This is a genomic window from Edwardsiella piscicida (assembly GCF_021733145.1).
In the GTDB taxonomy this organism is placed as follows: Bacteria; Pseudomonadota; Gammaproteobacteria; order Enterobacterales; family Enterobacteriaceae; genus Edwardsiella; species Edwardsiella piscicida.
In genome coordinates this window covers 1649307-1674928 of sequence record NZ_CP090968.1, presented here as the reverse complement: position 1 = coordinate 1674928, position 25622 = coordinate 1649307, and the positions used below count along the sequence as shown (strand labels likewise).

Annotated in this window: 25 protein-coding genes and 3 tRNA genes; 16 read left to right on the top strand and 12 right to left on the bottom strand. The window is 59.2% G+C overall.

Going from position 1 to position 25622, the window contains the following annotated elements; translation table 11 throughout:
* Positions 1 to 14: 14 nt before the first annotated feature.
* Positions 15 to 650, bottom strand: coding sequence for a riboflavin synthase (locus tag L1P05_RS07665; protein WP_012848416.1), 636 nt, complete (start codon positions 648 to 650; stop codon positions 15 to 17).
* A gap of 260 nt (positions 651 to 910) precedes the next feature.
* Here L1P05_RS07665 and L1P05_RS07660 point away from each other — a divergent pair, with 260 nt between their 5' ends.
* The 4 genes from L1P05_RS07660 (at position 911) to L1P05_RS07645 (ending at position 2725) form a co-directional block, all read left to right on the top strand.
* Entirely contained in the window at positions 911 to 2284 is a 1374-nt protein-coding gene (locus tag L1P05_RS07660) for an MATE family efflux transporter (RefSeq protein ID WP_012848415.1), read from the top strand.
* A 170-nt stretch (positions 2285 to 2454) separates the two neighbouring features.
* Positions 2455 to 2531: transfer RNA gene (locus L1P05_RS07655), tRNA-Val, on the top strand.
* 20 nt (positions 2532 to 2551) lie between these two features.
* Positions 2552 to 2628 (top strand) — tRNA-Val (locus tag L1P05_RS07650).
* 20 nt (positions 2629 to 2648) lie between these two features.
* Positions 2649 to 2725, top strand: a tRNA-Val gene (locus L1P05_RS07645).
* 118 nt (positions 2726 to 2843) lie between these two features.
* Here the strand turns inward: L1P05_RS07645 and L1P05_RS07640 are convergent.
* Positions 2844 to 3221 (bottom strand): YgiW/YdeI family stress tolerance OB fold protein, encoded by a 378-nt coding sequence (locus L1P05_RS07640; RefSeq protein ID WP_012848414.1) that lies wholly within the window; start codon positions 3219 to 3221, stop codon positions 2844 to 2846.
* A gap of 589 nt (positions 3222 to 3810) precedes the next feature.
* Between L1P05_RS07640 and L1P05_RS07635 the strand changes: the two genes are divergently transcribed.
* Entirely contained in the window at positions 3811 to 5436 is a 1626-nt protein-coding gene (locus L1P05_RS07635) for an EAL domain-containing protein (protein ID WP_045474424.1), read from the top strand.
* On the opposite strand, the gene L1P05_RS07630 is transcribed toward L1P05_RS07635, so the two are convergent.
* Entirely contained in the window at positions 5433 to 6989 is a 1557-nt protein-coding gene (locus L1P05_RS07630; protein WP_034168803.1) for a TerC family protein, read from the bottom strand. The two genes, L1P05_RS07635 and L1P05_RS07630, sit on opposite strands and share 4 nt — an antisense overlap.
* A 635-nt stretch (positions 6990 to 7624) precedes the next feature.
* On the opposite strand from L1P05_RS07630, the gene manX reads away from it, so the two are divergent.
* The 4 genes from manX (at position 7625) to L1P05_RS07610 (ending at position 10865) form a co-directional block, all read left to right on the top strand.
* Complete coding sequence (gene manX, locus L1P05_RS07625; RefSeq protein WP_012848410.1) at positions 7625 to 8590, top strand: PTS mannose transporter subunit IIAB; 966 nt, start codon at positions 7625 to 7627, stop codon at positions 8588 to 8590.
* Between the two features lie 56 nt (positions 8591 to 8646).
* Positions 8647 to 9447: a PTS mannose/fructose/sorbose transporter subunit IIC gene (locus tag L1P05_RS07620; protein ID WP_012848409.1), complete on the top strand. Its 801-nt coding sequence runs from the start codon at positions 8647 to 8649 to the stop codon at positions 9445 to 9447.
* A gap of 17 nt (positions 9448 to 9464) precedes the next feature.
* Positions 9465 to 10328, top strand: coding sequence for a PTS mannose transporter subunit IID (locus tag L1P05_RS07615; protein WP_005285361.1), 864 nt, complete (start codon positions 9465 to 9467; stop codon positions 10326 to 10328).
* A 66-nt stretch (positions 10329 to 10394) separates the two neighbouring features.
* Complete coding sequence (locus L1P05_RS07610; protein ID WP_012848408.1) at positions 10395 to 10865, top strand: DUF986 family protein; 471 nt, start codon at positions 10395 to 10397, stop codon at positions 10863 to 10865.
* Between the two features lie 35 nt (positions 10866 to 10900).
* On the opposite strand, the gene rlmA is transcribed toward L1P05_RS07610, so the two are convergent.
* From rlmA to topA, 5 genes are all read right to left on the bottom strand, one after another.
* Positions 10901 to 11704: a 23S rRNA (guanine(745)-N(1))-methyltransferase gene (rlmA, locus tag L1P05_RS07605; RefSeq protein WP_012848407.1), complete on the bottom strand. Its 804-nt coding sequence runs from the start codon at positions 11702 to 11704 to the stop codon at positions 10901 to 10903.
* Between the two features lie 185 nt (positions 11705 to 11889).
* Complete coding sequence (cspE, locus tag L1P05_RS07600) at positions 11890 to 12099, bottom strand: transcription antiterminator/RNA stability regulator CspE (RefSeq protein WP_004094893.1); 210 nt, start codon at positions 12097 to 12099, stop codon at positions 11890 to 11892.
* Between the two features lie 41 nt (positions 12100 to 12140).
* Complete coding sequence (locus L1P05_RS07595) at positions 12141 to 12257, bottom strand: DUF2627 domain-containing protein (RefSeq protein WP_071818514.1); 117 nt, start codon at positions 12255 to 12257, stop codon at positions 12141 to 12143.
* 783 nt (positions 12258 to 13040) lie between these two features.
* Positions 13041 to 14015: an HTH-type transcriptional regulator CysB gene (cysB, locus tag L1P05_RS07590; RefSeq protein WP_012848406.1), complete on the bottom strand. Its 975-nt coding sequence runs from the start codon at positions 14013 to 14015 to the stop codon at positions 13041 to 13043.
* Positions 14016 to 14229: 214 nt separating this feature from the next.
* Positions 14230 to 16830, bottom strand: a complete 2601-nt coding sequence (gene topA / locus L1P05_RS07585) for a type I DNA topoisomerase (protein WP_012848405.1) — start codon at positions 16828 to 16830, stop codon at positions 14230 to 14232.
* A 399-nt stretch (positions 16831 to 17229) separates the two neighbouring features.
* On the opposite strand from topA, the gene L1P05_RS07580 reads away from it, so the two are divergent.
* The gene (locus tag L1P05_RS07580) at positions 17230 to 17481 is read left to right on the top strand and encodes a YciN family protein (protein ID WP_012848404.1); all 252 of its coding nucleotides are present in this window, start codon (positions 17230 to 17232) and stop codon (positions 17479 to 17481) included.
* Between the two features lie 66 nt (positions 17482 to 17547).
* On the opposite strand, the gene sohB is transcribed toward L1P05_RS07580, so the two are convergent.
* The gene (gene sohB, locus L1P05_RS07575; protein ID WP_012848403.1) at positions 17548 to 18594 is read right to left on the bottom strand and encodes a protease SohB; all 1047 of its coding nucleotides are present in this window, start codon (positions 18592 to 18594) and stop codon (positions 17548 to 17550) included.
* A 250-nt stretch (positions 18595 to 18844) separates the two neighbouring features.
* Here sohB and L1P05_RS07570 point away from each other — a divergent pair, with 250 nt between their 5' ends.
* Positions 18845 to 19606: a YciK family oxidoreductase gene (locus L1P05_RS07570; RefSeq protein WP_370686064.1), complete on the top strand. Its 762-nt coding sequence runs from the start codon at positions 18845 to 18847 to the stop codon at positions 19604 to 19606.
* Between the two features lie 50 nt (positions 19607 to 19656).
* A complete protein-coding gene (gene cobO, locus L1P05_RS07565) occupies positions 19657 to 20247 on the top strand; it encodes a cob(I)yrinic acid a,c-diamide adenosyltransferase (RefSeq protein WP_012848401.1) in 591 nt (196 codons plus the stop codon).
* Positions 20248 to 20263: 16 nt separating this feature from the next.
* On the opposite strand, the gene L1P05_RS07560 is transcribed toward cobO, so the two are convergent.
* The 3 genes from L1P05_RS07560 to rluB all read right to left on the bottom strand — a co-directional run bounded on the left by L1P05_RS07560 (position 20264) and on the right by rluB (position 23001).
* The gene (locus tag L1P05_RS07560) at positions 20264 to 20863 is read right to left on the bottom strand and encodes an adenosylcobalamin/alpha-ribazole phosphatase (protein WP_012848400.1); all 600 of its coding nucleotides are present in this window, start codon (positions 20861 to 20863) and stop codon (positions 20264 to 20266) included.
* Between the two features lie 9 nt (positions 20864 to 20872).
* On the bottom strand, positions 20873 to 21610 hold the full coding sequence (cobS, locus tag L1P05_RS07555; protein WP_012848399.1) for an adenosylcobinamide-GDP ribazoletransferase: 738 nt from the start codon (positions 21608 to 21610) through the stop codon (positions 20873 to 20875).
* Between the two features lie 515 nt (positions 21611 to 22125).
* A complete protein-coding gene (gene rluB / locus L1P05_RS07550) occupies positions 22126 to 23001 on the bottom strand; it encodes a 23S rRNA pseudouridine(2605) synthase RluB (protein ID WP_012848398.1) in 876 nt (291 codons plus the stop codon).
* A gap of 345 nt (positions 23002 to 23346) precedes the next feature.
* Between rluB and L1P05_RS07545 the strand changes: the two genes are divergently transcribed.
* The 4 genes from L1P05_RS07545 (at position 23347) to L1P05_RS07530 (ending at position 25532) form a co-directional block, all read left to right on the top strand.
* Positions 23347 to 23643 (top strand): hypothetical protein, encoded by a 297-nt coding sequence (locus L1P05_RS07545; protein ID WP_012848397.1) that lies wholly within the window; start codon positions 23347 to 23349, stop codon positions 23641 to 23643.
* A 105-nt stretch (positions 23644 to 23748) separates the two neighbouring features.
* On the top strand, positions 23749 to 23976 hold the full coding sequence (locus L1P05_RS07540) for a DNA polymerase III subunit theta (RefSeq protein WP_012848396.1): 228 nt from the start codon (positions 23749 to 23751) through the stop codon (positions 23974 to 23976).
* Positions 23977 to 24009: 33 nt separating this feature from the next.
* The gene (locus L1P05_RS07535; RefSeq protein WP_012848395.1) at positions 24010 to 24408 is read left to right on the top strand and encodes a helix-turn-helix domain-containing protein; all 399 of its coding nucleotides are present in this window, start codon (positions 24010 to 24012) and stop codon (positions 24406 to 24408) included.
* Positions 24409 to 24413: 5 nt separating this feature from the next.
* On the top strand, positions 24414 to 25532 hold the full coding sequence (locus tag L1P05_RS07530) for an SLC13 family permease (protein WP_012848394.1): 1119 nt from the start codon (positions 24414 to 24416) through the stop codon (positions 25530 to 25532).
* Positions 25533 to 25622: the final 90 nt, after the last annotated feature.

The window sequence follows — 25622 nt, the reverse complement described above, 5'->3', positions numbered from 1 at the left end:
CTAGCCCGCAAACATTAGGCTGGCTGCGCGCCGTCAACGGCGGCGCGGCTGGCCAACACCCGCTCAACGGTATCGACGACCGCCTGCGTCTGCGGATCGATCTCGATGTTCACCCAATCGCCCAGGCGCTTCTCTCCCAGCGTGGTGCGCTGCAGGGTCTCCGGGATCAGGTGTACGCAGAAGCGGTTCTTGCTCACCTCACCCAGGGTCAAGCTGATGCCGTCGATGCCGATAAACCCCTTATGCAGCACATATTTCATCATCTCGCTATCGCTGATACGGAACCAAATCTGGCGATTGTGCTCTGAGCTGAGGATTTTGACGATCTCCGCCATACCCATCACATGACCGGACATCAAATGGCCGCCGATCTCATCATTAAACTTGGCCGCCCGCTCCAGGTTGACCCGATCGCCCACCCGCAGGCTTCCCAGATTCGTCACCCGCAGCGTCTCTTTCATCAGGTCGAAACTGACCCGATCGCCTTCAATCCCGGTGACGGTCAGGCACACGCCGTTATTGGCCACCGAGGCGCCCAGCGCCAATCCCGGCAGCATCTCCGGCGGCAGCTGTACTACGTGGGTACGGAAATTAGGTTTTTCATCGATCGCCACCACCGGCGCGGTGCCCTGAACAATACCGGTAAACATAATGCCTTCCTCTATGAGATATTCGGTTAGGATTACTGTCTATGATTTTGCCCTAAATCACTCGTAAACCAAAGTATTACGCTATAAAACCCCCTTATACGCGCACCTGGCTCAACATTCTACCTGTGCATATTTCCATATCGCGAACAAGTCGGTAGAATCACCCGTTCGTCCCCCTTACTCGTAAGCGACCCACCATGGTGTGCCGTGGGGATAGGCGCATCCCTATTTTGTGTCACAAAAACCATAAAGGTGTATCCGTGCAGAAGTATTGGCGCGAAGCGCGTAGTTTATTGGCGTTGGCTATTCCCGTTATCATTGCCCAGATTGCCCAAACGGCAATGGGCTTTGTCGATACCATCATGGCCGGGAGCGTCAGCGCTACCGATATGGCCGCGGTGGCCGTCGGCACCTCTATCTGGCTGCCGACCATCCTATTTGGCCACGGCCTGCTGCTGGCCCTGACGCCGGTCATCGCCCAGCTCAACGGCGCAGGTAAACGGCCCAGCATCCCCCACCAGGTCAATCAGGGCTTCTGGCTGGTGGCCGGGCTTTCCGTGCTGATCATCGCCGTCCTGTATAATGCCGGACACATCATCAACATGATGGATAATATCGATCCGCTGCTGGCCGACAAGGCTATCGGCTATCTGCACGCGATTATGTGGGGAGCGCCGGGGTATCTCTGTTTCCAGGTGCTGCGCGGGCTGTGTGAAGGGCTGAGCAAGACCAAGCCGGGGATGGTCATCGGCTTTGCCGGCCTCCTGATCAACATTCCGATCAACTACATTTTTATCTACGGTAAATTCGGCGCCCCGGCGCTGGGCGGCGTCGGCTGCGGCGTCGCTACCGCCAGCGTCTACTGGATCATGTATCTGCTGATGCGCAGCTACGTCGCCCGGGCGCCATCGCTGAAGGATGTCCGTCGCCCCCGCGCGTTTGAGGCGGCCGACTGGGCCACGCTACGTCGTCTGATCGCTATCGGGATGCCGATCGCCCTGGCGCTGTTTTTCGAGGTCACCCTGTTCGCCGTGGTCGCCCTGCTGGTCTCTCCGCTGGGGATCGTGGCGGTCGCCGGGCATCAGATCGCGCTGAACTTCAGCTCGCTGATGTTTGTGCTGCCCATGTCGCTGGGCGTCGCAGCCACCATCCGCGTCGGCTATCGCCTGGGGCAAGGCTCGACGGAGAGCGCCCGCGTCTCGGCGCGCACCGCGATCGCGGTGGGAATGGCGATGGCCGCCTGCACCGCCATTTTTACCATCGTCCTGCGCAAGCCTATCGCCCTGCTGTATAACGACGATGTACAGGTGCTCGCCATGGCGACCCACCTGATGCTGCTGGCGGCGCTGTACCAAATCTCTGACTCCGTGCAGGTGATCGGCAGCGGCGTGCTGCGTGGCTATAAGGATACCCGCTCGATCTTCTTCATTACCTTTGTCGCCTACTGGCTACTGGGGCTGCCGATCGGGTATCTGCTGGCGCTGACCAACCGGATCACCCCGGCCATGGGGCCGAGCGGCTTCTGGATCGGCTTTATCATCGGTCTGACCTCCGCGGCCATCATGATGGCGCTGCGCATCCGCTGGCTACAGCGCCAGCCGGAAAGCTGGATCCTACAGCGCGCCGCACGCTAAGCGCGGAAAATACCCGCTGGAGCGGCGCTGCGGCGCCGCTTTTTTCACCGCGCTGCGCACTCTGCCAGCAATCGTGTGAATTTCTAGGAAAAAAGTGATAATCCCCCCTTGCCAGCTCGGCCATGTGCCGCTAATATTCGTCCCCGTCGTCAGCCACGACGACACCGGATGCGTCCGTAGCTCAGTTGGTTAGAGCACCACCTTGACATGGTGGGGGTCGGTAGTTCGAGTCTACTCGGACGCACCATTTCAAAGTATGCACCTAATGCGTCCGTAGCTCAGTTGGTTAGAGCACCACCTTGACATGGTGGGGGTCGGTAGTTCGAGTCTACTCGGACGCACCATTTCACAGCATACGCCCAGTGCGTCCGTAGCTCAGTTGGTTAGAGCACCACCTTGACATGGTGGGGGTCGGTAGTTCGAGTCTACTCGGACGCACCATTCTCTCTTTCGCATCCTCTCCCCAGCGTTTTAACCCTAACCGTCAGCGTCATTCGCCGCCGCACTCGCGCGGGATCGTCATCCTATGACCGGGACGCGCCCGGCCATGCATAGCGCCTCAGTCGAGACGAATCGCAACGGTATACAGCTTCACCCCGTCAAACTCTTTGACGATGCGCCCCTGCACGCTGACCCGCTGCTGCGGCGTCACCACCCGGCCGGCCCAGGCGCTGGAGGGAACGATCAGCGTCATTGCGCCGCTGTCGTCGCGGAAGCGGTAGTCCTCGCCTCCCAGCGCCTGAACAATGTGCCCGCGCAGCTGCACCATCTGCCCCTCATCGATCACCGTCGACTTCTGCACCTGGCTGACCGTCATGACATTCTGCTGATGCGGGCCATCGAAACCGCCGCCCAACGAGGTCTGCGGTGGGGTACTGCAGGCGGCTAAACCCGCCACCGACAGCGCCAGGATCGCCGCCTTTACTGCGTTATTCATATCACCACTCCTTATCCACTCGGTATGCGGTCCGCCGCAGCCCTGCTGCGCCTGTGTGGACCTAATTTATATCTATTTGTTTATCCAGATTATTATATCAAAGTATCCTATCGTTTCACCTTAGGCAACCGCCCCGCGGATGGCACAGCAAAAAATCCCGGCGCACATCGGCGTTCCGGTTATTCTGAAACGCCCAAATAACGCCTTTGCGTACGCGGCAGCGACGCAAGCGCGTAAAAACAACGCCTATCGGCACGACAGCGGCGCGATCCGCTGTCAACACCAAATGTAATAATTGAGTTTTATCCTAATTATACGTCATTGGATAGCGCCGTTATTGCTGGTAGACGGTAAATATAGATACCATGAGAGTGGTCGGACAACATTGCTTAGTCGACTGAGTTATTCTCTTATGAATTATTGGGATACGCGATAATATCTGGCCGTTATGGCGAGCCTGCTTATCGCGCTGCTGTTGCGGAGCGCCGCCCGTCTGCCGTTGGCCCGAGCCACGCCAACCCGCAACGTGCCGCCGCCCGTTAACCGTAGTCGATTACCCGCGGATACAGCACAGCTTAAGGGCGCCCTGATGCTTTTTTCACATATCACGATGAAACGCTATCGTTTGTATCGTGCCCTATTGGCTATCACCATCGGCGCACTCGTCTGTATTATTTCCCTCGCCAGCCGCTATCAACAGGAGCTGACAACGGTACAACAGATGCAGCGCAACGCCGCCACGATTGCCATTACGCAGTTGGAAAGGATCCTGTCCCGCGCCGAGACCGTCAGTAAAAATAATATCGGCTGGGTAAATCAGCGCTGCGAAGAAATCAGTCCGCACCTGACCAATATGGCGATACACCTGGAGACGATTCGCGCCGTACTGCTGGTAAAGGATGGCATCGTGACCTGCTCCAATCTGATCAATCAGCCGATCAAATCCCTGCGGGCCATTTACCCCGAAATGCTATCGGCCAAAGATACGTTGGTCCTGCGGGCGGCGCGCTTGCTTAACCGCGGTAGCCCGATCCTACTGTTCTGGCGACCGGATCAGGCCAATCCCACCAGCGGCATGGTGTATATTTTTAATATTGCCACCCTCTCCGCCTTTATCCTGGCGCCGCGTCCGCCCTATGTCGACTACATGGCCCTGAATGTGGCTGGCCACACGCTGCGCTTCAACGATATGCGGGTACGGGCGCCGACCGACGCCGCGGAGGCCGAGACGCCGCCGCGCCTGGAGCTACGCTCCAGCCGCTACCCGTTCTCGATTTCACTGTTCTCCCCCGCCGCGCGCGATCTGGCGCTGCAGCGCCTGCCGCGCCATATTCCATTGGCGCTGCTGCTGTTCCTGCTGGCGTCGATCCTCACCTACCTGGCATCGGCCAATCGCATGAGTCTGGCCTATCCGATCGCCCAGGCGATCCGCCGCCGTCAGCTTACGCTGTACTGTCAGCCGATCATCCACACGGAAAGCGGCCGCTGCGAAGGCGTGGAGATCCTGCTGCGCTGGTATAATCCGCGTCATGGCTGGACCTCGCCGGAGATCTTCATTCCTCTGGCCGAACAGAATGGGCTGATCGTTCCGCTGACTCGCTACCTGCTGGAAGCGCTGGCGGCGCAGCGCCACCATTTCCCGCACGATCGTGATTTTTACTTCAGTATTAACGTTGCGGCAGAGCATTTCGCCCAGGGCAAGCTGGCCCTGGATATCCAGAATCTGTGGCTACGCCACCGACCTCAACAGCGCCTGATGCTGGAGCTGACGGAGCGCACGCGCCTGCCCAGCCAGGACTATCCACAGCTGCATATCCTGCGTGAAATGGGGCTATCGCTGGCGCTGGATGACTTTGGCACCGGCCACAGTTCGCTGAGCTACCTGCAGGATCTGCAGCCTGAAATGCTGAAAATCGATCGCGCCTTTTGCGCGACCATCGGCAGCGACGCGATTAATGCCCGGGTCTTGGACCTGATGATCGATCTGGCGCGCCAGCTACGGCTACGCCTGGTCATGGAGGGCGTCGAACAGACGCAGCAGGCCGACTATCTGCGCCAGCGGCAGGTTTACGCCATGCAGGGCTATCTCTTCGCCCGGCCGATGCCGCTGCGGGATTTCCCCGGCTGGCACGCCCACTACCAGCGGCAGTGCGGCGACTCTACGCCGGCGGCGCAAAGCGCGGGAGAGTTCTCCCGCGCCCCGGCACAAACTTAGGCGGACGGATCCGGCGCACGGCCGACGCGCTCTACCTGAACCCGTTCGATGCGGTACTCTTCGACCTCTGCGACGGTAAAACGCAGGCCGTTCAGCGTCAGCGCCGCGCCCACCGCCGGCATCCGGTCAAAGTGCGCCAGCAGCAGTCCGGCCAGCGAGGCATACTGCGTGCCGCTGCCCAGCACCAGCCCGTGAACGTCCAGCGTCTGCTCTAGGGTGTGCAGATCGGTGCTGCCTTTGACCAGCCACCCCTGCTCATTGTCCACGATATCCGGCGTCTCGTCCTCATCCGGAAACTCGCCGGCGATGGCCTCCAGCACATCCAGCGGCGTAACCAGCCCCTGAACGACGCCAAACTCATCGCTGACCATCACCAGCCGGCCTTTCGCCTGACGCAGCACATCCAGTACGTTGATCACGTCCAGGCTTTCGAGTACGACGATCGGCGTGTGCTGAGCCGCGAACTCGGCCAGCGGCGTATTCTGCTTCAGCGCCATCAGCAGATCTTTCGCCCGTACCACGCCCAGCAGCTGATCCAGCGATCCCTCGCACACCGGGAATAGGCTGTGCGGCGTCTCCATCAGCTGACGGCGGATCTCATCCGCCGGCTGGCGACAGTCGATCCACGAGATTTCATTACGCGGCGTCATGATCGTGCGCAGCGAGCGCGAGGCCAGGGTGAGCACCCCGCTGATCATATAGCGCTCCTCGGCGGCAAAGGCACCCGCCGCGCCCGGCACTAGCGCCGCATCCGTCTGCGCCGCCGCACCTTCGCCGCGACCGCTGCCCATCAGACGCATAATGGCCTCGGCAGTACGCTGACGCATCGGCCGGCGCTGCTCATGGCGCAGATAGTTGCGCCGGGCTATCTGGTTGAACATTTCAATCAGGATCGAGAAGCCGATCGCCGCATACAGATACCCTTTGGGAATATGCAGACCAAAGCCTTCGGCCATCAGCCCCAGACCGATCATCAGCAGAAAGCTCAGACACAGCACCACCACGGTGGGGTGGGCGTTCACGAAACGCGTCAGCCTCTTCGAGGCCAGCAGCATGATCGCCATCGCGATCACCACCGCCAGCATCATCACCGCCAAGTGCTCTACCATCCCAACCGCCGTAATCACCGCATCCAGTGAGAACACGGCGTCGAGAATGACGATCTGCGCCACCACCGACCAAAAGCTGGCATAGCCTTTATGGCTGACCTCATGCACCCGCCCTTCCAGACGTTCATGCAGCTCCATGGTGGCCTTAAACAGCAGGAACAGCCCCCCCAGCAGCAGGATCAGATCGCGCCCGGAGAAGGTAAACATGGCGATACTGAACAGCGGACGAGTCAGCGTCACCATCCATGAGATCAGCGACAGCAGCGCCAGGCGCATGATCAGCGCTAAACTGAGCCCGATCAGCCGAGCCCGGTCGCGCTGCTGCGGCGGCACCTTTTCAGCCAGAATGGCGACAAACACCAGGTTATCGATGCCCAGGACAATTTCCAGCACCACCAGCGTCAGCAGGCCGGCCCAGATAGCGGGATCCAGTAACAGTTCCATCATGGGTTATTCTGCCCTCGTCAACGCAGCGGCGCGCGGGCCGGACGACCATCGACAGCCGCGCAGGCGCAAAGCGGGCCAAGGCATACGCCGCGGCACCCCTGCGGGAGTGGCAGAACCTGGGCTACGCCCAGCGTGGAAAGGTAAAGGGAAAAAAAGCGGGATGGTAAAACGGCGTCGGTGACGATCCATAGGTCAGGTTGAACCTAATACTCCTCATATTAATCAGGCGGCCTACTGTAGCAAGAAATCCACAGAATAACCAAGGGGAAGCCTGGCAACATTCCTCTTTCATCTCGCGGCAAAATCGTAAAATCAAATGTACAAAAAAGCGCCATCGCGGCTACATTTGTTCACGTCATGTACCAATTAACGATGGGCGTCACATAAAAATTTTTTTTACTGACTAAAATAAATCCTGCTGAAACCGATTGCAGGCGATACCTGAATCGATTCATAAAACTAAGTGATTGATTTGGAATGGCTGAATCTTACGTCCGTAAGATCAAAGAAATTTCAGCGGGCAGTGACTCGACATGGATGTTTCGTTAAACAGTTCGTATCTTTAATTGCATACGGTACGCCGTGTTTATTTTACGGCGTGAAAGTATCAAGGAAAGCAGAGGAGGTAGCGAGTGAGTATTGCTATTATGATCGGTACTCACGGGGCCGCGGCGGAGCAGTTGCTAAAAACCGCCGAGATGTTGTTAGGCGAACAAAGTAACGTTGGCTTTATCGACTTCGTGCCCGGTGAGAATGCCGAGACCCTGATCGAAAAATACAGTCAGAAACTGGCGCAGATGGAGACCGGCGAAGGGGTACTCTTCCTGGTGGACACCTGGGGCGGCAGCCCGTTCAACGCGGCCAGCCGGATCGTATTGGACAAAGAGCACTATGACGTAATCACCGGCGTCAACGTACCGATGCTGGTTGAAACCTTCATGGCCCGCGACGATAACCCTACGTTTGATGAGCTGGTCGCCGTGGCTCTGGAAACGGGGCGTGAGGGTGTACGCGCACTGCGTGCCAAAGAAGAGGCCCCCGCGGCCAGCGCCCCGAAAGTGGCCGCGCCGGTACAGGCTAAACCTGCCGCGCCGCTGAACCCAGAGGATCACATGAAGATCGGCTTAGCGCGTATTGACGATCGTCTGATCCACGGCCAGGTTGCCACCCGCTGGACCAAGGAAACCGGCGTCTCCCGCATCATCGTCGTCAGTGATGAGGTCGCCAACGACCACGTTCGCTCTACCCTGCTTAAGCAGGTGGCGCCGCCGGGCGTGACCGCCCACGTCGTCGATGTCGCTAAGATGATCCGCGTCTACAATAACCCGAAATACGCCAACGATCGCGTGATGCTGCTGTTTACCAACCCGACCGACGTCGAGCGTCTGGTAGAAAACGGCGTCAAGATCACCACGGTGAACATCGGTGGTATGGCATTCCGCCAGGGGAAAACCCAGGTCAACAATGCCGTCTCCGTCGATGAAACGGATATCGAAGCCTTCAAAAAGCTGGATGCCCGCGGCATTGAACTGGAGGTGCGTAAGGTGTCCAACGATCCGCGTCTGAAGATGATGGACCTTATCAGTAAAATGAACTGATATGCCGTAAGGCATTGATTTAACTAACTCGGCTCTTTGGTCAAAGGAGAAGTACAATGGAGATTACCACTCTTCAGATTGTGCTGATATTTATCGTGGCATGTATTGCGGGGATGGGTTCTATCCTCGATGAGTTTCAGTTCCACCGCCCGCTGGTCGCCTGTACCCTGATCGGTATCGTGCTCGGCGATATGAAGACCGGCATCATCATCGGGGGTACCCTGGAGATGATCGCCCTGGGCTGGATGAACATCGGTGCCGCCGTTGCACCCGATGCCGCCCTGGCCTCCATCATCTCGACCATCCTGGTCATCGCCGGTGGACAGAGCATCGGCGCCGGTATCGCGCTGGCGATCCCGCTGGCCGCCGCCGGTCAGGTGCTGACCATCATCGTACGTACCATCACCGTGGGCTTCCAGCACGCGGCTGACGGTGCCGCCGAGCGAGGGGATCTGCGCGCCATCTCTTACCTGCACTGTTCCGCCCTGCTGCTGCAGGCAATGCGTATCGCCATCCCGGCCGTGATCGTTGCCGTCTCCGTCGGTACCGATGCCGTTCACTCCATGCTGAGCGCCATTCCGGAGGTCGTCACCACCGGTCTGGGTATCGCAGGCGGGATGATCGTCGTCGTCGGTTACGCCATGGTCATCAACATGATGCGCGCTGGCTACCTGATGCCGTTCTTCTACCTGGGTTTTGTCACCGCCGCGTTCACCAACTTCAACCTGGTTGCACTGGGTGTGTTGGGTCTGGTCATGGCCATCCTGTATATCCAGCTCAGCCCGAAATACAACAAGGCACAGGTGGTACAGTCCGCTGCCAACGGCAATAACGATCTCGACAACGAACTGGACTAAGAGAGAAGGTGAGAAAAATGGTTGATACGACTTCATCTGTAACCCCGTCTCAGGGTGAGAAGAGGCTGACCGCTGGCGATATCCGCGGTGTATTCCTGCGCTCTAACCTTTTCCAGGGTTCATGGAACTTCGAACGTATGCAGGCGCTGGGCTTCTGTTTCTCCATGGTGCCGGTAATCCGTCGCCTGTACCCGGAGAACAGCGAAGAGCGCCGCCAGGCGATCCGTCGCCACCTGGAGTTCTTTAACACCCAGCCGTTCGTCGCGGCGCCGGTCCTCGGCGTCACCATGGCGATGGAAGAAGAGCGCGCCAACGGCGCACCGATCGACGATGCCGCGATCAACGGTATCAAGGTCGGTCTGATGGGGCCGCTGGCCGGCGTCGGTGACCCGATCTTCTGGGGTACCGTCCGTCCGGTCTTCGCCGCCCTCGGCGCCGGTATCGCTATGACCGGTAGCCTGCTTGGCCCGATCCTGTTCTTCGTGCTGTTTAACCTGGTGCGTCTGCTGGTACGTTACTACGGCGTCGCCTACGGCTATAAGAAAGGGGTCGATATCGTTTCCGATATGGGCGGTGGCTTCCTGCAGAAACTGACGGAAGGGGCGTCTATCCTCGGCCTGTTTGTCATGGGGGCCTTGGTCAACAAGTGGACCCACGTCAACATTCCGCTGGTGGTCTCCAAGGTGACCAACCAAGAGGGCCACACCACCGTCACCACGGTACAGAACATTCTGGACCAGCTGATGCCGGGCCTGGTGCCGCTGCTGCTGACCTTTGGCTGTATGTGGCTGCTGCGCCGTAAGGTGAACGCCCTGTGGATCATCGTGGGCTTCTTCTTTATCGGTATCTTCGGTTACTGGATCGGCCTGCTCGGTCAGTAATCTTCCCCAGCACCGGACGGCCCAGGCCGTCCGGTGCCGTTTTACCCCCAGCCTGCGGAGTTGTTCATGTCTTTAACCGATATCGCCCTGTTGGTCTTTATCGTGCTGTTTCTGCTGTACGCTATCTATGACGAAGCCATTATGCCGCGCCAGCGCGGTGCGACCCTGCTGCGGGTGAACCTGAAGCGGCGCAATAAGGCCGATAGCCTGATCTTTGTCGGACTGCTGGCGATCTTGGCCTACCGCAACATCAGCGATCAGGGCGAGCCCTTTACCACCTGGCTACTGGCTAGCCTGATAATCGTCTCGATCTATATTTTCTATCTACGCTGGCCCAAGCTGCTGTTTAAAGCGCAGGGATTCTATTATGGCAACGTGTTTATCGACTATGCGCGCATCCGCAGCATGAACCTGTCGGAAGACGGCATTCTGGTGATCGCGTTAGAAAAACGGCGCCTACTGATCCAGGTGGCCAACCTGGACTCGCTGGACGAGATCTTTAAGTTTATGCTAGAGCATCAGCAGAAGTCCGCCTAGGGGCGTCGCTCCCAGGCCCCCTCTCTACCGCCGCCTCAGTCGCGGCGATAGACCCGGATCAAGAAGTCAGTCTCACACTCAAACGTCGCGCGCGCCAGCAGCGCCTCTGCAACCCCCTGCGGCGCCCGCCAGGCAAAGGGCGTCATCTGCAGCAGCGCTGCCGCCTCGTCCCCGTTCAGCGTCATGGCATAGCCCAGACGCTGGCTCTCGACCAGGGTAAAGCCCGGCAGCGACTCCGCCTTCTGGGCATGCAGATGCACCTCGGGGTAGACCAACGCTTTCAGCTGATACAAATGACGCTCCGCCGGCGTCACGGTCACCAGACAGCCCCCCGTCGCCACCACTCGCGCCAGCTCCTGCGCATTGCACGGCGCGTAGATACGTACCGCACCGCCGATGCTGGCATCGGCGAACGGCAGGCGCAGACTGGACGCCACGCAGAAGTGAACCTGCGGATAGCGCCGCGCCGCATAGCGAATGGCCACCTTGGCGATGTCCAGCCCATACACCTGCGCCCCCCGCACGCTGGCCCAGCTGGCGGTGTAATATCCCTCGCCACAGCCGATGTCCAAAACGTTACCGCCGTCAGCGGGTAAATAGCGCGCCAGAAGGCCTTGTACGGCGTCGCGCAGCGGCAGGTAATGGTCCGCCTGCAAAAAGGCCCGACGGGCCTGCATCATCTCACTGCTGTCGCCTGGCTGACGCGAGTGTTTAAACTGCACCGGCATCAGGTTGACATACCCCTCTTTCGCGCAGTCAAAGCGATGGTTGTTAACGCAGCACCACTGGTGCGCATCTTGGCGCAGCGGTGAGTGGCACAGGGGACATTGGTACGGCATGGCGTTTACTCTTATCTTGGAGGAATCGCGCCGCCGTCGATGGAGACGGGGGCAACACAGGACGGGTATTATCGGGGGCGACGGCGCCAGGTGCAAGGCACTCGCGCTGGACATAGGCGCCCAGGCTGGCTACGGACGTAAAAAAACCCGCCGGCGGCGGGTTTTTAACCACTAACGCAGCTAACTTAGATAGCAGTTACGTTAACAGCAGACGGGCCTTTCTGGCCATCCTGGATTTCGAACTCTACGTGCTGACCTTCAGCCAGAGTTTTGAAACCGTTGCCCTGGATTGCAGAGAAGTGAACGAACACGTCCTTGCTGCCGTCAGCCGGGGTGATGAAACCGAAACCCTTCGCTTCGTTGAACCACTTCACTTGACCTTTGATCTTAGCCATCTTACGTATTTCCTTACTATTGATTAAACCGCCCGAGGGCGTTACACAGACAAACTAGAGTCGTTACTGCTTGAGGCACTAAGATAAGGTTCGGCAGAGAAGTAGTAAGCAACGCAAACGTTTTTACTCGGAACTTCTTTACTGAAAATGCCACACATAGACAGAACTGTACCTCGCTTTACTCCAATGCGTTATCACATACTCTCAATTCAATGGCAAGCCATTTTTATTCAGTGAACGACATGTCGCACAGAAATAAAACGGTCGGCGGAAAACTGGTCATGTTTATGCTGAAATAAGTTGCCATGCGTAGCGTTTTCTGCTGCCACAGCGACGTTCATTTTTCCAGCACTCACCCTTTGGTTTTCCTTGACTCTCATGTCCTCCTTTTTACGCTATTCTGACGCATTCGTCATCCTCTTATCCGCGAAAAAAGTGAAATAATAAGTTTAAAATGCGATGTATTATACATTTTGAGCCGATTCCATCCTCACTTTAGGCCGACTACGCCATATTATTCATACTACAAATTGTTTTTTTAGCACTTTTCAAAAAAAGTGCCAAATAGATAGCTCAGCCCCATAGCCTCTTGCCATCTCGTGATCTCACTCACAGCACCTATTGGTAATATCTTGATTAGAATGAATATATTTTTACTAGATAATTATTTATATAATTATTTGGAAAAATGCTAATTTGTAGCAAGCTGGTGCCGACGCCGGCGATGCACCGCGCGTGAAAAGGGAGAGGATCTCTGCGTACCGCTGTTTATATGACCTATCTGATACCAGCGCAGCTTATATCACCTATTGCATCCCGATAAATGTTCAGCGTTAACGGACAAGGTCGCAGAGGAAAGGCTGCGGAATAAAAAAATACCCGACGACGTAAAACAGCTCGACGTCCGCAGCAAAGGCGGCGACGGACGTCGAATTTGCCGATTATTTTACCGGTAGCGCGATATCCTGAAACATCGCCTCTATTTCCTCATTACTGCGCAATGCCAGCGCGGCATCAACCACCTCCCGCGTCAGATGAGGCGCAAAGCGAGCAATAAAATCGTACATATAGCTGCGCAGGAAAGTGCTGCGGCGAAAACCGATCTTCGTGGTGCTGTAGCCAAACAGATGGCTGGCGTCCAGCGCGACCAGATCACCATCGATCTGCGGGTCAAGGGCCATTCCGGCGATCACCCCTACCCCCAGCCCCAGCCGCACATAGGTCTTGATCACATCCGCATCCGTTGCGGTAAAGACGATACGCGGCGTCAGCCCCGCCTGACTGAAGGCGCTGTCCAGCGCGGAGCGCCCGGTGAAGCCAAAGGTGTAGGTCACCAAGGGGTACTCCGCCAGCTCTTCAATACTGACCTGATCGCGCCCGGCCAGCGGATGATCCGGCGTCACCACCAGCGCTCGATTCCAGTGATAGCAAGGCAGCATCACCAGATCGGCATACAGGTGCAGCGCCTCCGTCGCGATGGCGAAATCGGCGTTCCCCTTGCAAACGGCCTCGGCAATTTGACTCGGCGACCCCTGATGCATGTGCAGCGATACCCGCGGATAGCGCTTGATAAAATCCTGGATCACCGCAGGAAGGGCATAGCGAGCCTGCGTGTGGGTCGTCGCGACATACAGCGACCCCTGATCGGGGTAGGTATGCTCACCGGCTACGGCCTTGATGGCATCGACTTTGGACAGCACCTCGCGAGCAATCCGAATGATCTCCTGTCCCGCCGGCGTCACCTGCGTGAGGTGCTTGCCGCTGCGCGAAAAGATCTGAACCCCCAGCTCATCCTCCAGCATGCGCACCTGCTTGCTGATACCGGGCTGTGAGGTGTAAAGCCCCTCCGCGGTAGAGGAAACGTTAAGGTTGTGGTTAACAACTTCAACAATATAACGAAGCTGCTGCAATTTCATAGCCTGTGCCATCCTAAGTTATCATTGGTTATTGCGACGCATGGCATGCAAATAACATTAAAAACCGGAAAACGGATTTAATATAACCACTATATCATTATGTTACTGAACGTATAAACAGATAACAAAGCAATAGCACTTGTTATTGCTTGGCACGGTGAACCCTATAAAAATGCCGGCCCAAAGGCCGGCATAGAAGCATCTCCCTGCGGGATTACTTTTTCTCTGATACGACCCACTTTCCATCGATAAAGAACGCGGTCCAGCCCGTCGCCTTACCCTCCTTCTCGCTGGAAACATACTGCTGCTTGGTTTTCCGGCTAAAGCGCACCAGCGTGGCATTGCCCTGCTCATCCTGCTGCGGTGCCTCTGCCAGATAGCGCAGTTTTTCCGGCAGGCGATCGCGGAAGCGATACAGCTCTTCCACCAGCGGGGCGCGGGTTTCACGCGATTTAGGGAAGGTGTTGGCGGCCAGGAACACCCCCGCGGCACCGTCACGCAGCACGAAATAGGCGTCTGACTTCTCACACGCCAGCTCCGGCAGCGGTACCGGGTCCTCTTTCGGCGGCGCGACCTCACCGTTACGCAGGATCTTACGGGTGTTTTTACAGGCTTCGTTGGTGCACCCCATATACTTGCCAAAGCGCCCCATCTTCAGATGCATTTCGGCGCCGCACTTATCGCACTCCACGATCGGGCCGTCATACCCCTTGATACGAAACTCGCCCTCTTCTACCTCATAGCCATCGCAGGCGGGGTTATTACCGCACACGTGCAGCTTACGGTGGTTATCGATCAGGTAGCTGTCCATCGCCGTACCGCATTTCGGGCAGCGACGCTTCGCGCGCAGGGCGTTGGTTTCCGCATCATCGCCCTCCAGCACGTTAAGCACCTCGGCCTCCGGCACCAGATTGATGGTGGTTTTACAGCGCTCTTTGGGCGGCAGCGCATAGCCCGAGCACCCCAGGAAAACCCCGGTGCTGGCGGTACGGATCCCCATCTGCCGCTCACAGGTCGGACAGGCGATGCTGGTCAGTACCATCGGGTTGGGGCGCATTCCCCCTTCTTCCGGCGGCTTCTCTGCGACCTCCAGCTGTTGGCTGAAGTCGCTGAAAAAGCCGTCCAGCATCACTTTCCAGTCAGCCTGAGCGCTAGCGACGCGGTCCAGGCCATCTTCCATGTGCGCGGTAAAGTCGTAGCTCATCAGCTCGCGGAAGTTCTCTTCCAGGCGATCGGTAACGATCTCCCCCATCTTCTCCGCGTAGAAACGACGGTTATCGGTGCGCACATAGCCGCGATCCTGGATCGTCGAGATAATCGCCGCATAGGTCGATGGACGGCCGATGCCGCGCTTCTCCAGCTCGCGCACCAGCGAGGCTTCGCTGAATCGGGCCGGGGGCTTGGTAAAGTGCTGGCTTGGCTGCAGCTGCAGCAGATCCAGCGCCCGCCCGCTCTCCACCGCCGGCAGAGCGCGATCTTCATCGCCCTTACGCAGCTGAGGCAGCACGCGAGTCCAACCGTCAAAGCGCAGGGTGCGCCCGCGCGCCTTCAGAGTATAATCCGCGGCCTGCACGGTAATGGTGCTAGCATCGTACTTGGCCGCCGTCATCTGGCAGGCGACGAACTGGCGCCAAATCAGCTGATACAGCTTCAGCGCATCGGCCTCCATCCCTTTGAGATCGTCGGCCAGCACGTTGACGTCTGACGGGCGAATCGCCTCGTGGGCCTCTTGGGAATTGTCCTTGCTGGCGTAGACGTTGGCGTCCGCCGGCAGGTACTCCGCACCAAAATTATCGCCGATATAGGCCCGCACCATATTCAGAGCGTCCTGACTCAGGTTGGTCGAGTCGGTACGCATATAGGTAATGTACCCTGCCTCGTACAGACGCTGGGCCATCATCATGGTTTTCTTCACCCCAAAGCCAAGGCGAGTACTGGCCGCCTGCTGCAGTGTCGAGGTGATAAAGGGCGCAGACGGCTTGCTGCTGGTCGGCTTATCCTCGCGCTCACGCACCGCGAAGCGGGCGTGCTCCAGCGCGGCAACGGCCGCCTGGCTTTGCGCGGCGTTAACCGGCTTAAACGGTTTATCGTTGCAGTGGGTCACCTGGGCCTGGAAGCTGACCTCTGCGCCAACGGCGAGATCGGCCCGTAGCTCCCAATACTCTTCCGGCACGAAGGCCTTGATTTCACGCTCCCGCTCAACGATCAACCGCACGGCGACGGACTGGACTCGGCCAGCCGAGAGACCACGGGCGACCTTTTTCCACAGCAGCGGCGACACCATATAGCCCACCACGCGATCCATGAAACGGCGCGCCTGCTGGGCGTTGACCCGATCGATATTCAGCTCACCGGGCTGACTGAATGCCTGCTGAATGGCGTTTTTGGTAATTTCGTTAAACACCACGCGACTATAGCGGCTGTCATCACCGCCAATCACCTCGCGCAGATGCCATGCGATGGCCTCTCCTTCGCGGTCAAGGTCGGTTGCCAGATAAATGTGATCGGCTTTCTCGGCCAGGGACTTTAGCTCAGACACCACCTTCTCTTTGCCCGGCAGAACTTCGTAATGCGCCTGCCAGCCGTGATAGGGATCGACCCCCATACGATTGACCAACGCATCGCGCTCATTCTTTTTGGCCTTCGTCTTCGCCTTATCGTCGGCCGAGGCCGCGCCCTTCTTACTGGCTGAGCCACTGGTCGGCAGATCGCGGATATGACCGACGCTGGACTTCACCACGTAGTCATTGCCGAGATACTTATTTATGGTTTTGGCCTTTGCCGGGGACTCAACTATAACGAGAGCTTTACCCATAATTCTCTTTACCTGAATGCATCCTTCTGTTGCCAGAAGCCTTTAATTCGCCATTAAGCCGGCACTGTATAGAACTCTTTTGTATATTGCGACAGGCGCCGTAGAGGTCAAGGCAATTGTGTTCAAACGCGCTATCGTTGCGCAAGTGCCCCACAATTTACTGATCTATCGCAATATTTCGCTCACACTCTCCGCGGCACGTTAGCCGACGCGCGCAGAGTGTAAACAATAAATTCCGTACGGATCAAGAAGTGCCTCACTCTACCCGATCGCCAGCGCCACGCAACTTAATTAGCACGCGCCGCACATTTTTACCAATTTTCGCCTCACGTCGCCCCCACCTTGCCCTGCGTGGAAGACAGGGTAAAATAGGGGAAAAGTAACAGTTGGAGAGAGAAAATGTTCAGTGAAACCACCCCCATCACACGTGAACAGCTGCTGGCCGAGGCCAATCAGATCATCCGCGATCATGAGGATTATATGAAAGGTATGGTCGCAACCGACGTCGAACAGAAAGGCAACGTGCTGGTTTTCCGCGGCGAGTTTTTTCTGGATGAAGATGGCCTACCGACGCCGAAGAGCACCGCGGCCTTCAACATGTTTAAGCATCTGGCCCACAGGCTGTCAGAGAAATACCACCTGGCCGACTGATTCTGGCCGCCCTGTGCGCGGCGGATACCGCGAAGGGCGCGACGATACGCGCCTTTCGCGTGTCTCTCAGGGCAGCGGACGCTGGCTGCGTTGCCACCAGCGCAGCAGCAGCGTATCGGCGCCCTGCGCCGCCGCCATGCCCATCCGGGCCATGAAACCCTTACGGCGCACGTAGCGCACGCCGATCACGTCGGCCTGCTCCATCTCCGCGATCAGCAGATCGTCGCTGGTGCTCAGCGCATCCACCAGCCCCTTCTCCAGCGCCTGCTCGCCGTACCAATGTTCACCGGTCGCCACGCTATCCACGTCCAGAGACGGGCGCTGGCGCTGCACAAACTGCTTGAACAGCAGGTGGGTTTCATCCAGCTCCTGACAGAACTTTTCTCGACCGGCATCGGTATTCTCACCAAACAGCGTCAGCGTACGCTTAAACTCGCCGGCGGTATGCAGCTCCACGTCGACATCGTTTTTCTTCAGCCAGCGATTAAAGTTGGGGATTTGGGCCACAACGCCAATGGAGCCGATAATGGCAAATGGCGCCGCCACAATACGATCGGCGACGCAGGCCATCATATAGCCGCCGCTGGCCGCCACCTTATCGACCGCCACCGTCAGGCGCACCCCGGCCTGACGCAGGCGCTTAAGCTGCGAGGCAGCCAGACCATAGCCGTGCACCACACCGCCCGGACTTTCCAGACGTAGCAGAACGCTATCCTGCGGACCGGCAACCGCCAGCACCGCGCTGATCTCCTCGCGCAGCGAGCCCACCTCGTGGGCATCCATGCTGCCTGTAAAGTCGAGCACGTAGACGCAGGGCTTCTCTGCCGCCAGCAGGCCACCGCGCGCCTCTGACTTACGCTGCTTCTCCTCCGCCTTGGCCACCTTCTTCTGTAGACGGCGCCACTGCTTCAGCGCGGCGCCCTGCAGGCGAGCGCTGCGCATGCTGCGCTGCATGGTTCGGTACTGTTCGCCCAGGTCCGTCAGCAGCAGCTCGCCACCGCCGTTGCCCTGACGCTGGCGCAGTCCGACCACCAGAAATACAACCGCCGCTGCGACCACGACCAGCGTCGCCGCCTTGGCCAAAAACAGGCTATATAAAGATAACCACTCCACACTCACCGCCTTGTTGCTCGTTATGTTAATGCCATCGACCAAGGCCTCCTCATCTCCGGAGGCGATGGCCCTGCGTCAGACAGCCTAAGGCCATGTCACAAAATTTCAAGCATTGTCAGGTAAACAGGCGGTAAATCCGCCAGTATGACGCCATTCGTCATATTCCCGTTGACCGGGGCGCAGGCGACGGGCTATAGATCTGCCCTCGGAGAATTTTCCCCTTCTACGCGAACGCGTTGGGAGTCTTATGGTGCAATATCAAGCCCCCGCGGCCCTGTTACAGGGGCGCACTATTCTGGTCACCGGCGCTAGCGCCGGCATTGGCCGCGAGGCGGCCCTAAGCTACGCCCGTCACGGCGCTCGGCTGATCCTGCTGGGTCGCGACGCCGAGCGACTGGACGCCGTCAGCCGCCAGATCGTCGCCGATGGCGCCCCGCGCCCCCACGCCCTCTGCTGCGATCTGATGACGCTGTCGCCGACGCAGAGCCAGGCGCTGGCAGACGATCTCGCCCAGCGGTTCGGTCATCTGGATGGCCTGCTCCACTGCGCCGGCCTGCTCGGCAGCATCACGCCGCTGGCGCAGCAGGCCTATAGCGAATGGCAGAGCGTGATGCAGGTCAACCTCAACGCCGCATTTTTGTTGACTCGCGATCTGCTGCCGCTGCTGCGACGGGCCGAGCGGGCCTCGATCATCTTCACCAGCTCCAGCGTCGGACGCGCAGGACGCGCCGGCTGGGGCGCCTATGCCGTCTCCAAGTTCGCGACCGAAGGACTGATGCAGGTATGGGCCCAAGAGCTGGCGGGCAGCGCGATACGGGTCAACGCGATTAACCCGGGGGCCACGCGTACCGCGATGCGAGCCAGCGCGTTTCCCGACGAAGATCCGCAGGCGCTGCGCACTCCGGCGCAGATTATGCCGCTGTATCTCTATCTCATGGGAGACGACAGCCTGGGTGAAAATGGGCGTAGCCTGGATGCCCAGCCGGGGCGACGCCCCGGGAAAGCGGGTTAACCCATCGACATGACGCGCGGCGCAGACGCCGCGCTCAGCAGGAGAACATCATGGATCGGCAACACCATCAGCAGCGCCAGCAGCGCCTGAAGGACAAAGTGGATGCGCGCATCGCCGCCGCCCGCGAGGAGCGCGGCATCATAATGATTTTTACCGGCAACGGGAAAGGGAAAAGCACCGCCGCCTTCGGTACCGTGGCCCGCGCCGTCGGTCACGGCAAGCGGGTCGGCGTCGCACAGTTTATCAAGGGCACCTGGGAAAACGGGGAGCGTAACCTGCTGGAGCCCCACGGCGTCGAATTTCACGTCATGGCCAGCGGTTTTACCTGGGAAACGCAGGATCGCGACGCAGACATCCAGGCCGCGCGGCTCGTCTGGCAGCAGGCGCAGCGAATGCTCGCCGATCCGCAGCGCGATCTGGTGGTGCTGGATGAGCTGACCTACATGGTCAGCTACCACTATCTGGCGCTGGAAACGGTGCTCGCCGCCCTGCGCGACCGGCCGCCGCACCAGTCGGTGATCATCACCGGGCGCGCCTGCCACCGCGATCTGATCGCCCTGGCCGATACCGTCAGCGAAATCCGCCCGGAAAAACATGCTTTCAACGCCGGCGTCAAAGCGCAGAAAGGCATCGACTGGTAATCCCGCGCCGCGGCCGCTAGCCTGCCGCGGCGCGATCGTTAAGGCTGCGGATCACCGCAAACCCCTGTCGGATCGCGATCAGGCTGTGGCTACCCTGGCTGAACGAGAAGTGCCACATATTCTCCGCCGCCATGCCCAGCAAACGGGCGCACAGCAGAGCGAGCACCCCCTGATGCGCCACCACCAGCACCCGCTGGCCCTCGTGACGGGCCAGCAGCTCTGCCATCACCGCCTCCACCCGGGCGCTAAAGTCGACGAACCCCTCGCCGCCCGGCGGCACAGCGCTGCGCCAGTCATCGCACCAGGCGCGATAGGCTGCGCTCTGCTGGCGCGCCAGATCGCGGTGATGACACAGCTCCCATTCACCAAAGTTGATCTCATCTAGCCCCGCATGGACGTGAAACTGCCCCTGTGCACCGATGATGGGGCGCAGGGTCTGCTGAGTACGCCGCAGGCGGCTGGCATAGGCGGCGTCGAACGCGATCCCCTGCAGCTGATGCGCCACGGCCTGCGCCTGCTGGAGCCCCTGCGGCGTCAGCGCCACATCACTGCTGCCGCAGTAGACGCCATCCCGATTGGCCTGAGTCTCGCCGTGACGAACCAGATAGAGCTCCATGGGATATCCTCAGTACAGCGACAACAGAAACACCAGCGCAAACAGCTCGTTGGCCGCGCCCAGCGTATCCCCGGTCTGCCCCCCCAGCCGCATGTTGATGAAAGCGCGGTATATCAAGGCAAAGAGGTAGGTAATAAACGCGGCCAGCACGGCGTGCCAGTGCAACAGACCAAACACCAGCAGCAGGCCGATAACCAGGGTCAGCGCGTAGTGACTGCCGCTGATTTTGCCGATATACAGATTGCCCATGCCGCTCTCGCGCGCATAGCGCTGGCGGAACATCATGACGGCCAGCAGCGTGCGGCTGATCACCGGCATCGCCACCAGCACGGCATAGATAGGCAGGCTACCGCCCGCCAGATGCTGGATCAGCAGCACCTGCAGCAGGATCACAAAGATCAGCGCCAGCGTTCCGTTGGTGCCAATGCGGCTGTCGCGCATGATCTCCAGCATCCGATCGCGCGGACGGGCGGAGAACAGCCCATCGCAGGTGTCCGCCAGACCGTCGAGATGAAACGCGCCGGTCACCAGGGTCGACGCCAGCACCGCAGCGACCGCCCCCAGCCAACTGCCGTAGGTGGTCGCCAGTACGCCATAGGCCAGCGCGCTGATCACCCCGATCACCAAGCCCACAAAGGGAAAATAGATGATGCCGCGCGGATAATCATTCAGGGTCAGATCATCGCTGCAGCGCGGCGATACCGGGATCCGGGTCATAAACTGCAGGGTCGCAAGAAAGAGTTTCATTGTCCGTTAAGCCATCCATAAAAAAGTGCCGCACCGTTTCCGCGGCCCCCATCCAGGGGACGCTCCGTGGTACGATCCAATAACGTACTGATACCCCTATAGTAATACCACTTTCTGTGCTTGATTCCAGCCTTAGCAGAGGAAAATACCTGAGATAGCCCGTCCGTTCGACTAACTCACTAACTGGGCGCGAGACATAAACATCTGTGCACCCCGCCCTTTTGGCAACGCTGATTTGATTCACGCTCGCTCGCCTAACGCGATTCGGCGTCGCTATGGCCATGGATGCCGACGCCGCGATGAGCATCGCACCGGGTGGCTTAAACCCTGCCCGGCTTCAGCGCACCATTTTTATATTCGCTTTTCATCAGGCCGATATGCCGCTCCTGGATGCCACCCAACGCGCGTTTTGCATGAGGGGCTTGTCCATAAAAAAACACCCTGTCAGCGTACCGCTCACAGGGTGTGTGTAAACCATCTTATTACCCGCCGTCAGGCGGTTTAGCGCGACAAACTCAGCCGCGTTTCGTGGTCGGCGCACGACGGCTGCCGCCGCTGTGCTGGCCATGGCGCTTAACCGCCCGTCGGATTTGGTTGGCCTTCATCCGGCGACGCTCACGCTCAACCGGCAGCTTGCTGGCGGTCTCCGCCTGCAGCTCCACCAGTTCACGCAGATAGTTAATATTTTCCAGCGGCAGCTCCTGCCAACCGCCGCGCGGCAGCCCTTTCGGCAGGGGCAGATCGCCATAGCGTACACGGATCAGGCGGCTCACCTGTACGCCGACGGCTTCCCACAGGCGACGCACTTCGCGGTTACGCCCCTCGGTCAGCGTGACGTTGTACCACTGGTTCAGCCCCTCACCGCCCTGGAAACTGATGCTCTTAAAGCTGGCGGGACCATCCTCCAGCTGTACGCCGCGGCGCAGCTGACGCAGCTTGTCTTCGTCAACCTGGCCGAAAACGCGCACCGCGTACTCACGCTCAACTTCCCGGCTCGGGTGCATTAGGCGGTTCGCCAGCTCGCCGTCCGTGGTAAACAGCAGCAGACCCGAGGTGTTAATATCCAGGCGTCCCACGGCAATCCAGCGCGAACCGCGCAGACGGGGAAGACGATCGAACACCGTCGGGCGGCCTTCTGGATCGCGGCGGGTACACAGCTCGCCTTCCGGCTTGTAGTAGGCCAGCACGCGGCAGATTTCCTGCTCAGACTCACGGATGGAGACCACCCGGCCATCAACGCGGATTTTCATGTTGGGCATCACCTCAACACGGTCTCCCAGCGTGGCCAGCTTACCGTCCACGCTTACCCGGCCCTCTTTGATCAGCGCTTCGATTTCACGGCGTGAGCCATGACCGGCGCGGGCAAGAACTTTCTGTAATTTTTCGCTCATTGAGCAACCTCAGCTGTCGCCTTCACAGGCGTCGTTATTGTTGACCGGCCGCCGCGGCGACCGGTGCTAAAACAGGCGTCGCTTCCACCGGGCATGGGCCCGGCTCAACGCGGGCGCTTATTTTACACGAAATCAATGCATATGCCGTGAATAATTTACAGGCCGCGCCCGCGGCGATGCCGTAAGCAATTCTTAAGATCTTTCTGCTGTAATGCGCTGCGTCCCGATAGCCGTGTCAGCTTTTGTCAGGGGCGTAAAATTGCCTAAATCCACTGTGCCGGGAGCCAGGGATCCCGTAGGCTGCCACTATCCCGCGCGATCCCGCCGGGTTTTAAAGGAGTTTCTATGACCGACGTTTCTTCTGCCACTTCGACCACCGGCCGCCTGCGTAGTTTTCTGCAGCAGCAGATGCAATACTGGCGGATGTATCTGTCGCGCCAGTCGCGCAAGATGGGGCTGGAGGGTAAACTGCGCCAGGCGCTGATGCTGGTGAGCGCCGTTGTCATGATGACCATGCTGATGGCCGGTTTCCTGCTGTTTAATCTGGTGGTCTTAAGCGCCGCCATCGTAGGCGGTCTGCTTGCGCTGCTGCGCCCGCGCCGCCCGATAACCCAAGGGCCGCGCCACTCTAATCCCTTCTGATTTTCCGGCCGCCGCCCGATGCGCTTCTGGCATCAGCGCGGCGGCCAGCCCTTTTTCCCTCCGCCAAATTCTGAAATAATAGTCCGATACTCAACGGAGGCTATTATGAGTTTTAATCTGGCGACGCTGCCCCAGGCACAGATGGATCGCATCAATGTCGATCTGGCGGCCAGTGGGGTGTCCTATAAAGAGCGTTACCATATGCCGGTGATCGCTGAACAGGTCGAACGCGAACAACCCGAGGCGCTGCGCGGCTATTTCCGGGAGCGCCTGCAGTATTACCGCACCCTGACGCTGCCGACCCTCCCTTATGATATGGACGGTCACCGCTAAGGTGACCAGGCCATTTTCCGCCGCGGAGAGCCGATGACCCAGCAACAACGCAATGCCGCACTGGTCTGCGCCCTGAGCGAATGGATCGAGCGACACCTGGGGCGCGATATCTACCTGGATGAGCTGGCGCGCTATTCAGGCTATTCGCTATGGCATATGCAAAAGATCTTCCGAGAAACCACCGGTATGTCGCTGGGGCGCTATATTCGCCTGCGCAAACTCACCGGCGCCGCCCGGCGCCTGCGTCACAGCGATGAGGGGATCATCGATATCGCGCTGTGCTATGGCTTTGCCTCTCAGTCCCACTTTACCTATATGTTTCGTAAACACTTTGGTATGACGCCGACCCGCTACCGTCTGCAGGCCGAGCAGCCCACGACGCCAGCGCCGGCGCTACATCACCAGTATGCCGCCGCGGCGCAAAGCGCCTGACGGCCATGTCTCGCCGCTACCGTGCCGCCGCACGCCGTCTGACATCCCTACTGCGCGATCCGCTGCTGCTACTGCCGCTGTTGCTCGCCATCGCCCTGTTACCCTTTACGCCTCTGCCGCTCAGTAGCCTACCCGCCGCCATCGACTGGCGTACGATTATCACCCTGACCGGTCTGCTGCTGCTGAGCAAAGGGGTGGAGAGCAGCGGCTACCTTGACTGGCTGGGACGGCGTATCATCGCCCGACTGCACAGCGAGCGCGCCATCGCCCTGCTGCTGGTCGTCGCCTCTCTGCTGCTCGCCGCCGTTCTGACCAATGATGTCGCGCTATTTATCGTGGTACCGCTGACCCTGGCCCTGAAAAAGCTGGCCAACATGGCAGTCACCCGGCTGATCGTGCTCGAAGCGCTGGCGGTCAACGTGGGCTCGCTGCTCACCCCCATAGGCAACCCCCAGAACATCCTGATCTGGGGTCACTCGGGGTGGGGATTCTGGCCGTTTATCGCGCAGATGCTGCCGTTGGCGGCGACGTTGAGCGCCCTACTGCTGCTGCTGACCTGCCTGTCGACGCCGCGCCGCCGCCTCATACTCCCCAACGCCGCCGCGCCGCCCGATCGGCGACGCCGTCAGCTGTGGAGCTGTCTCGCGCTGTATCCCCTGTTTATCGCCGCCATCGACGCCGGCTATCCCGCGTCGGGGCTGCTGCTGCTGGCGGCGGTGCTGCTCTACCTGGCGCCAGCGACCCTCCGTCGCATCGACTGGCCTCTACTGGCCGTCTTTATCATCATGTTTATTGATGTTCGTCTGCTGATAAGTCTGCCGCAGCTGGAGGGGCTCAGCCAGCAGGCGACGCAGATGCAGGGGACGTCGCTGTATCTGGCGGCGATCGCCCTGAGCCAGCTCATCAGCAATGTTCCCGCCACCATCCTGCTGCTGGGCGTTCAGCCACCCAGCCTCCCCCTGGCCTATGGCGTCAATATCGGCGGCTTTGGCGTTGCGCTGGGCTCGATGGCCAACCTGATCGCCCTGCGCATGGCCGGCGGGCGCCGTATCTGGGGCCTATTTCATCTGTACAGCCTCCCAGCGCTGCTGCTGGCGACGCTGATCGGCGGCGGGCTACTGTAGCCTCCGAAGAGCTTATTCCTTCTGGTTATTAATAATCCCACAATGTGATTTAGCAAAGATCACGCTATCGGTTAGCCTGCTCTCATCGGT

What these genes read in the sequence shown, in the direction of transcription:
- L1P05_RS07665 (WP_012848416.1), bottom strand. Translation starts at nt 650, where the DNA reads ATGTTTACCGGTATTGTTCAGGGCACCGCGCCGGTGGTGGCGATCGAT.
- L1P05_RS07640 (WP_012848414.1), bottom strand. Translation starts at nt 3,221, where the DNA reads ATGAATAACGCAGTAAAGGCGGCGATCCTGGCGCTGTCGGTGGCGGGT.
- L1P05_RS07635 (WP_045474424.1), top strand. Translation starts at nt 3,811, where the DNA reads ATGCTTTTTTCACATATCACGATGAAACGCTATCGTTTGTATCGTGCC.
- L1P05_RS07630 (WP_034168803.1), bottom strand. Translation starts at nt 6,989, where the DNA reads ATGGAACTGTTACTGGATCCCGCTATCTGGGCCGGCCTGCTGACGCTG.
- L1P05_RS07620 (WP_012848409.1), top strand. Translation starts at nt 8,647, where the DNA reads ATGGAGATTACCACTCTTCAGATTGTGCTGATATTTATCGTGGCATGT.
- L1P05_RS07615 (WP_005285361.1), top strand. Translation starts at nt 9,465, where the DNA reads ATGGTTGATACGACTTCATCTGTAACCCCGTCTCAGGGTGAGAAGAGG.
- L1P05_RS07610 (WP_012848408.1), top strand. Translation starts at nt 10,395, where the DNA reads ATGTCTTTAACCGATATCGCCCTGTTGGTCTTTATCGTGCTGTTTCTG.
- rlmA (WP_012848407.1), bottom strand. Translation starts at nt 11,704, where the DNA reads ATGCCGTACCAATGTCCCCTGTGCCACTCACCGCTGCGCCAAGATGCG.
- cspE (WP_004094893.1), bottom strand. Translation starts at nt 12,099, where the DNA reads ATGGCTAAGATCAAAGGTCAAGTGAAGTGGTTCAACGAAGCGAAGGGT.
- L1P05_RS07595 (WP_071818514.1), bottom strand. Translation starts at nt 12,257, where the DNA reads ATGTGTGGCATTTTCAGTAAAGAAGTTCCGAGTAAAAACGTTTGCGTT.
- cysB (WP_012848406.1), bottom strand. Translation starts at nt 14,015, where the DNA reads ATGAAATTGCAGCAGCTTCGTTATATTGTTGAAGTTGTTAACCACAAC.
- topA (WP_012848405.1), bottom strand. Translation starts at nt 16,830, where the DNA reads ATGGGTAAAGCTCTCGTTATAGTTGAGTCCCCGGCAAAGGCCAAAACC.
- L1P05_RS07580 (WP_012848404.1), top strand. Translation starts at nt 17,230, where the DNA reads ATGTTCAGTGAAACCACCCCCATCACACGTGAACAGCTGCTGGCCGAG.
- cobO (WP_012848401.1), top strand. Translation starts at nt 19,657, where the DNA reads ATGGATCGGCAACACCATCAGCAGCGCCAGCAGCGCCTGAAGGACAAA.
- L1P05_RS07560 (WP_012848400.1), bottom strand. Translation starts at nt 20,863, where the DNA reads ATGGAGCTCTATCTGGTTCGTCACGGCGAGACTCAGGCCAATCGGGAT.
- cobS (WP_012848399.1), bottom strand. Translation starts at nt 21,610, where the DNA reads ATGAAACTCTTTCTTGCGACCCTGCAGTTTATGACCCGGATCCCGGTA.
- rluB (WP_012848398.1), bottom strand. Translation starts at nt 23,001, where the DNA reads ATGAGCGAAAAATTACAGAAAGTTCTTGCCCGCGCCGGTCATGGCTCA.
- L1P05_RS07545 (WP_012848397.1), top strand. Translation starts at nt 23,347, where the DNA reads ATGACCGACGTTTCTTCTGCCACTTCGACCACCGGCCGCCTGCGTAGT.
- L1P05_RS07540 (WP_012848396.1), top strand. Translation starts at nt 23,749, where the DNA reads ATGAGTTTTAATCTGGCGACGCTGCCCCAGGCACAGATGGATCGCATC.
- L1P05_RS07535 (WP_012848395.1), top strand. Translation starts at nt 24,010, where the DNA reads ATGACCCAGCAACAACGCAATGCCGCACTGGTCTGCGCCCTGAGCGAA.
- L1P05_RS07530 (WP_012848394.1), top strand. Translation starts at nt 24,414, where the DNA reads ATGTCTCGCCGCTACCGTGCCGCCGCACGCCGTCTGACATCCCTACTG.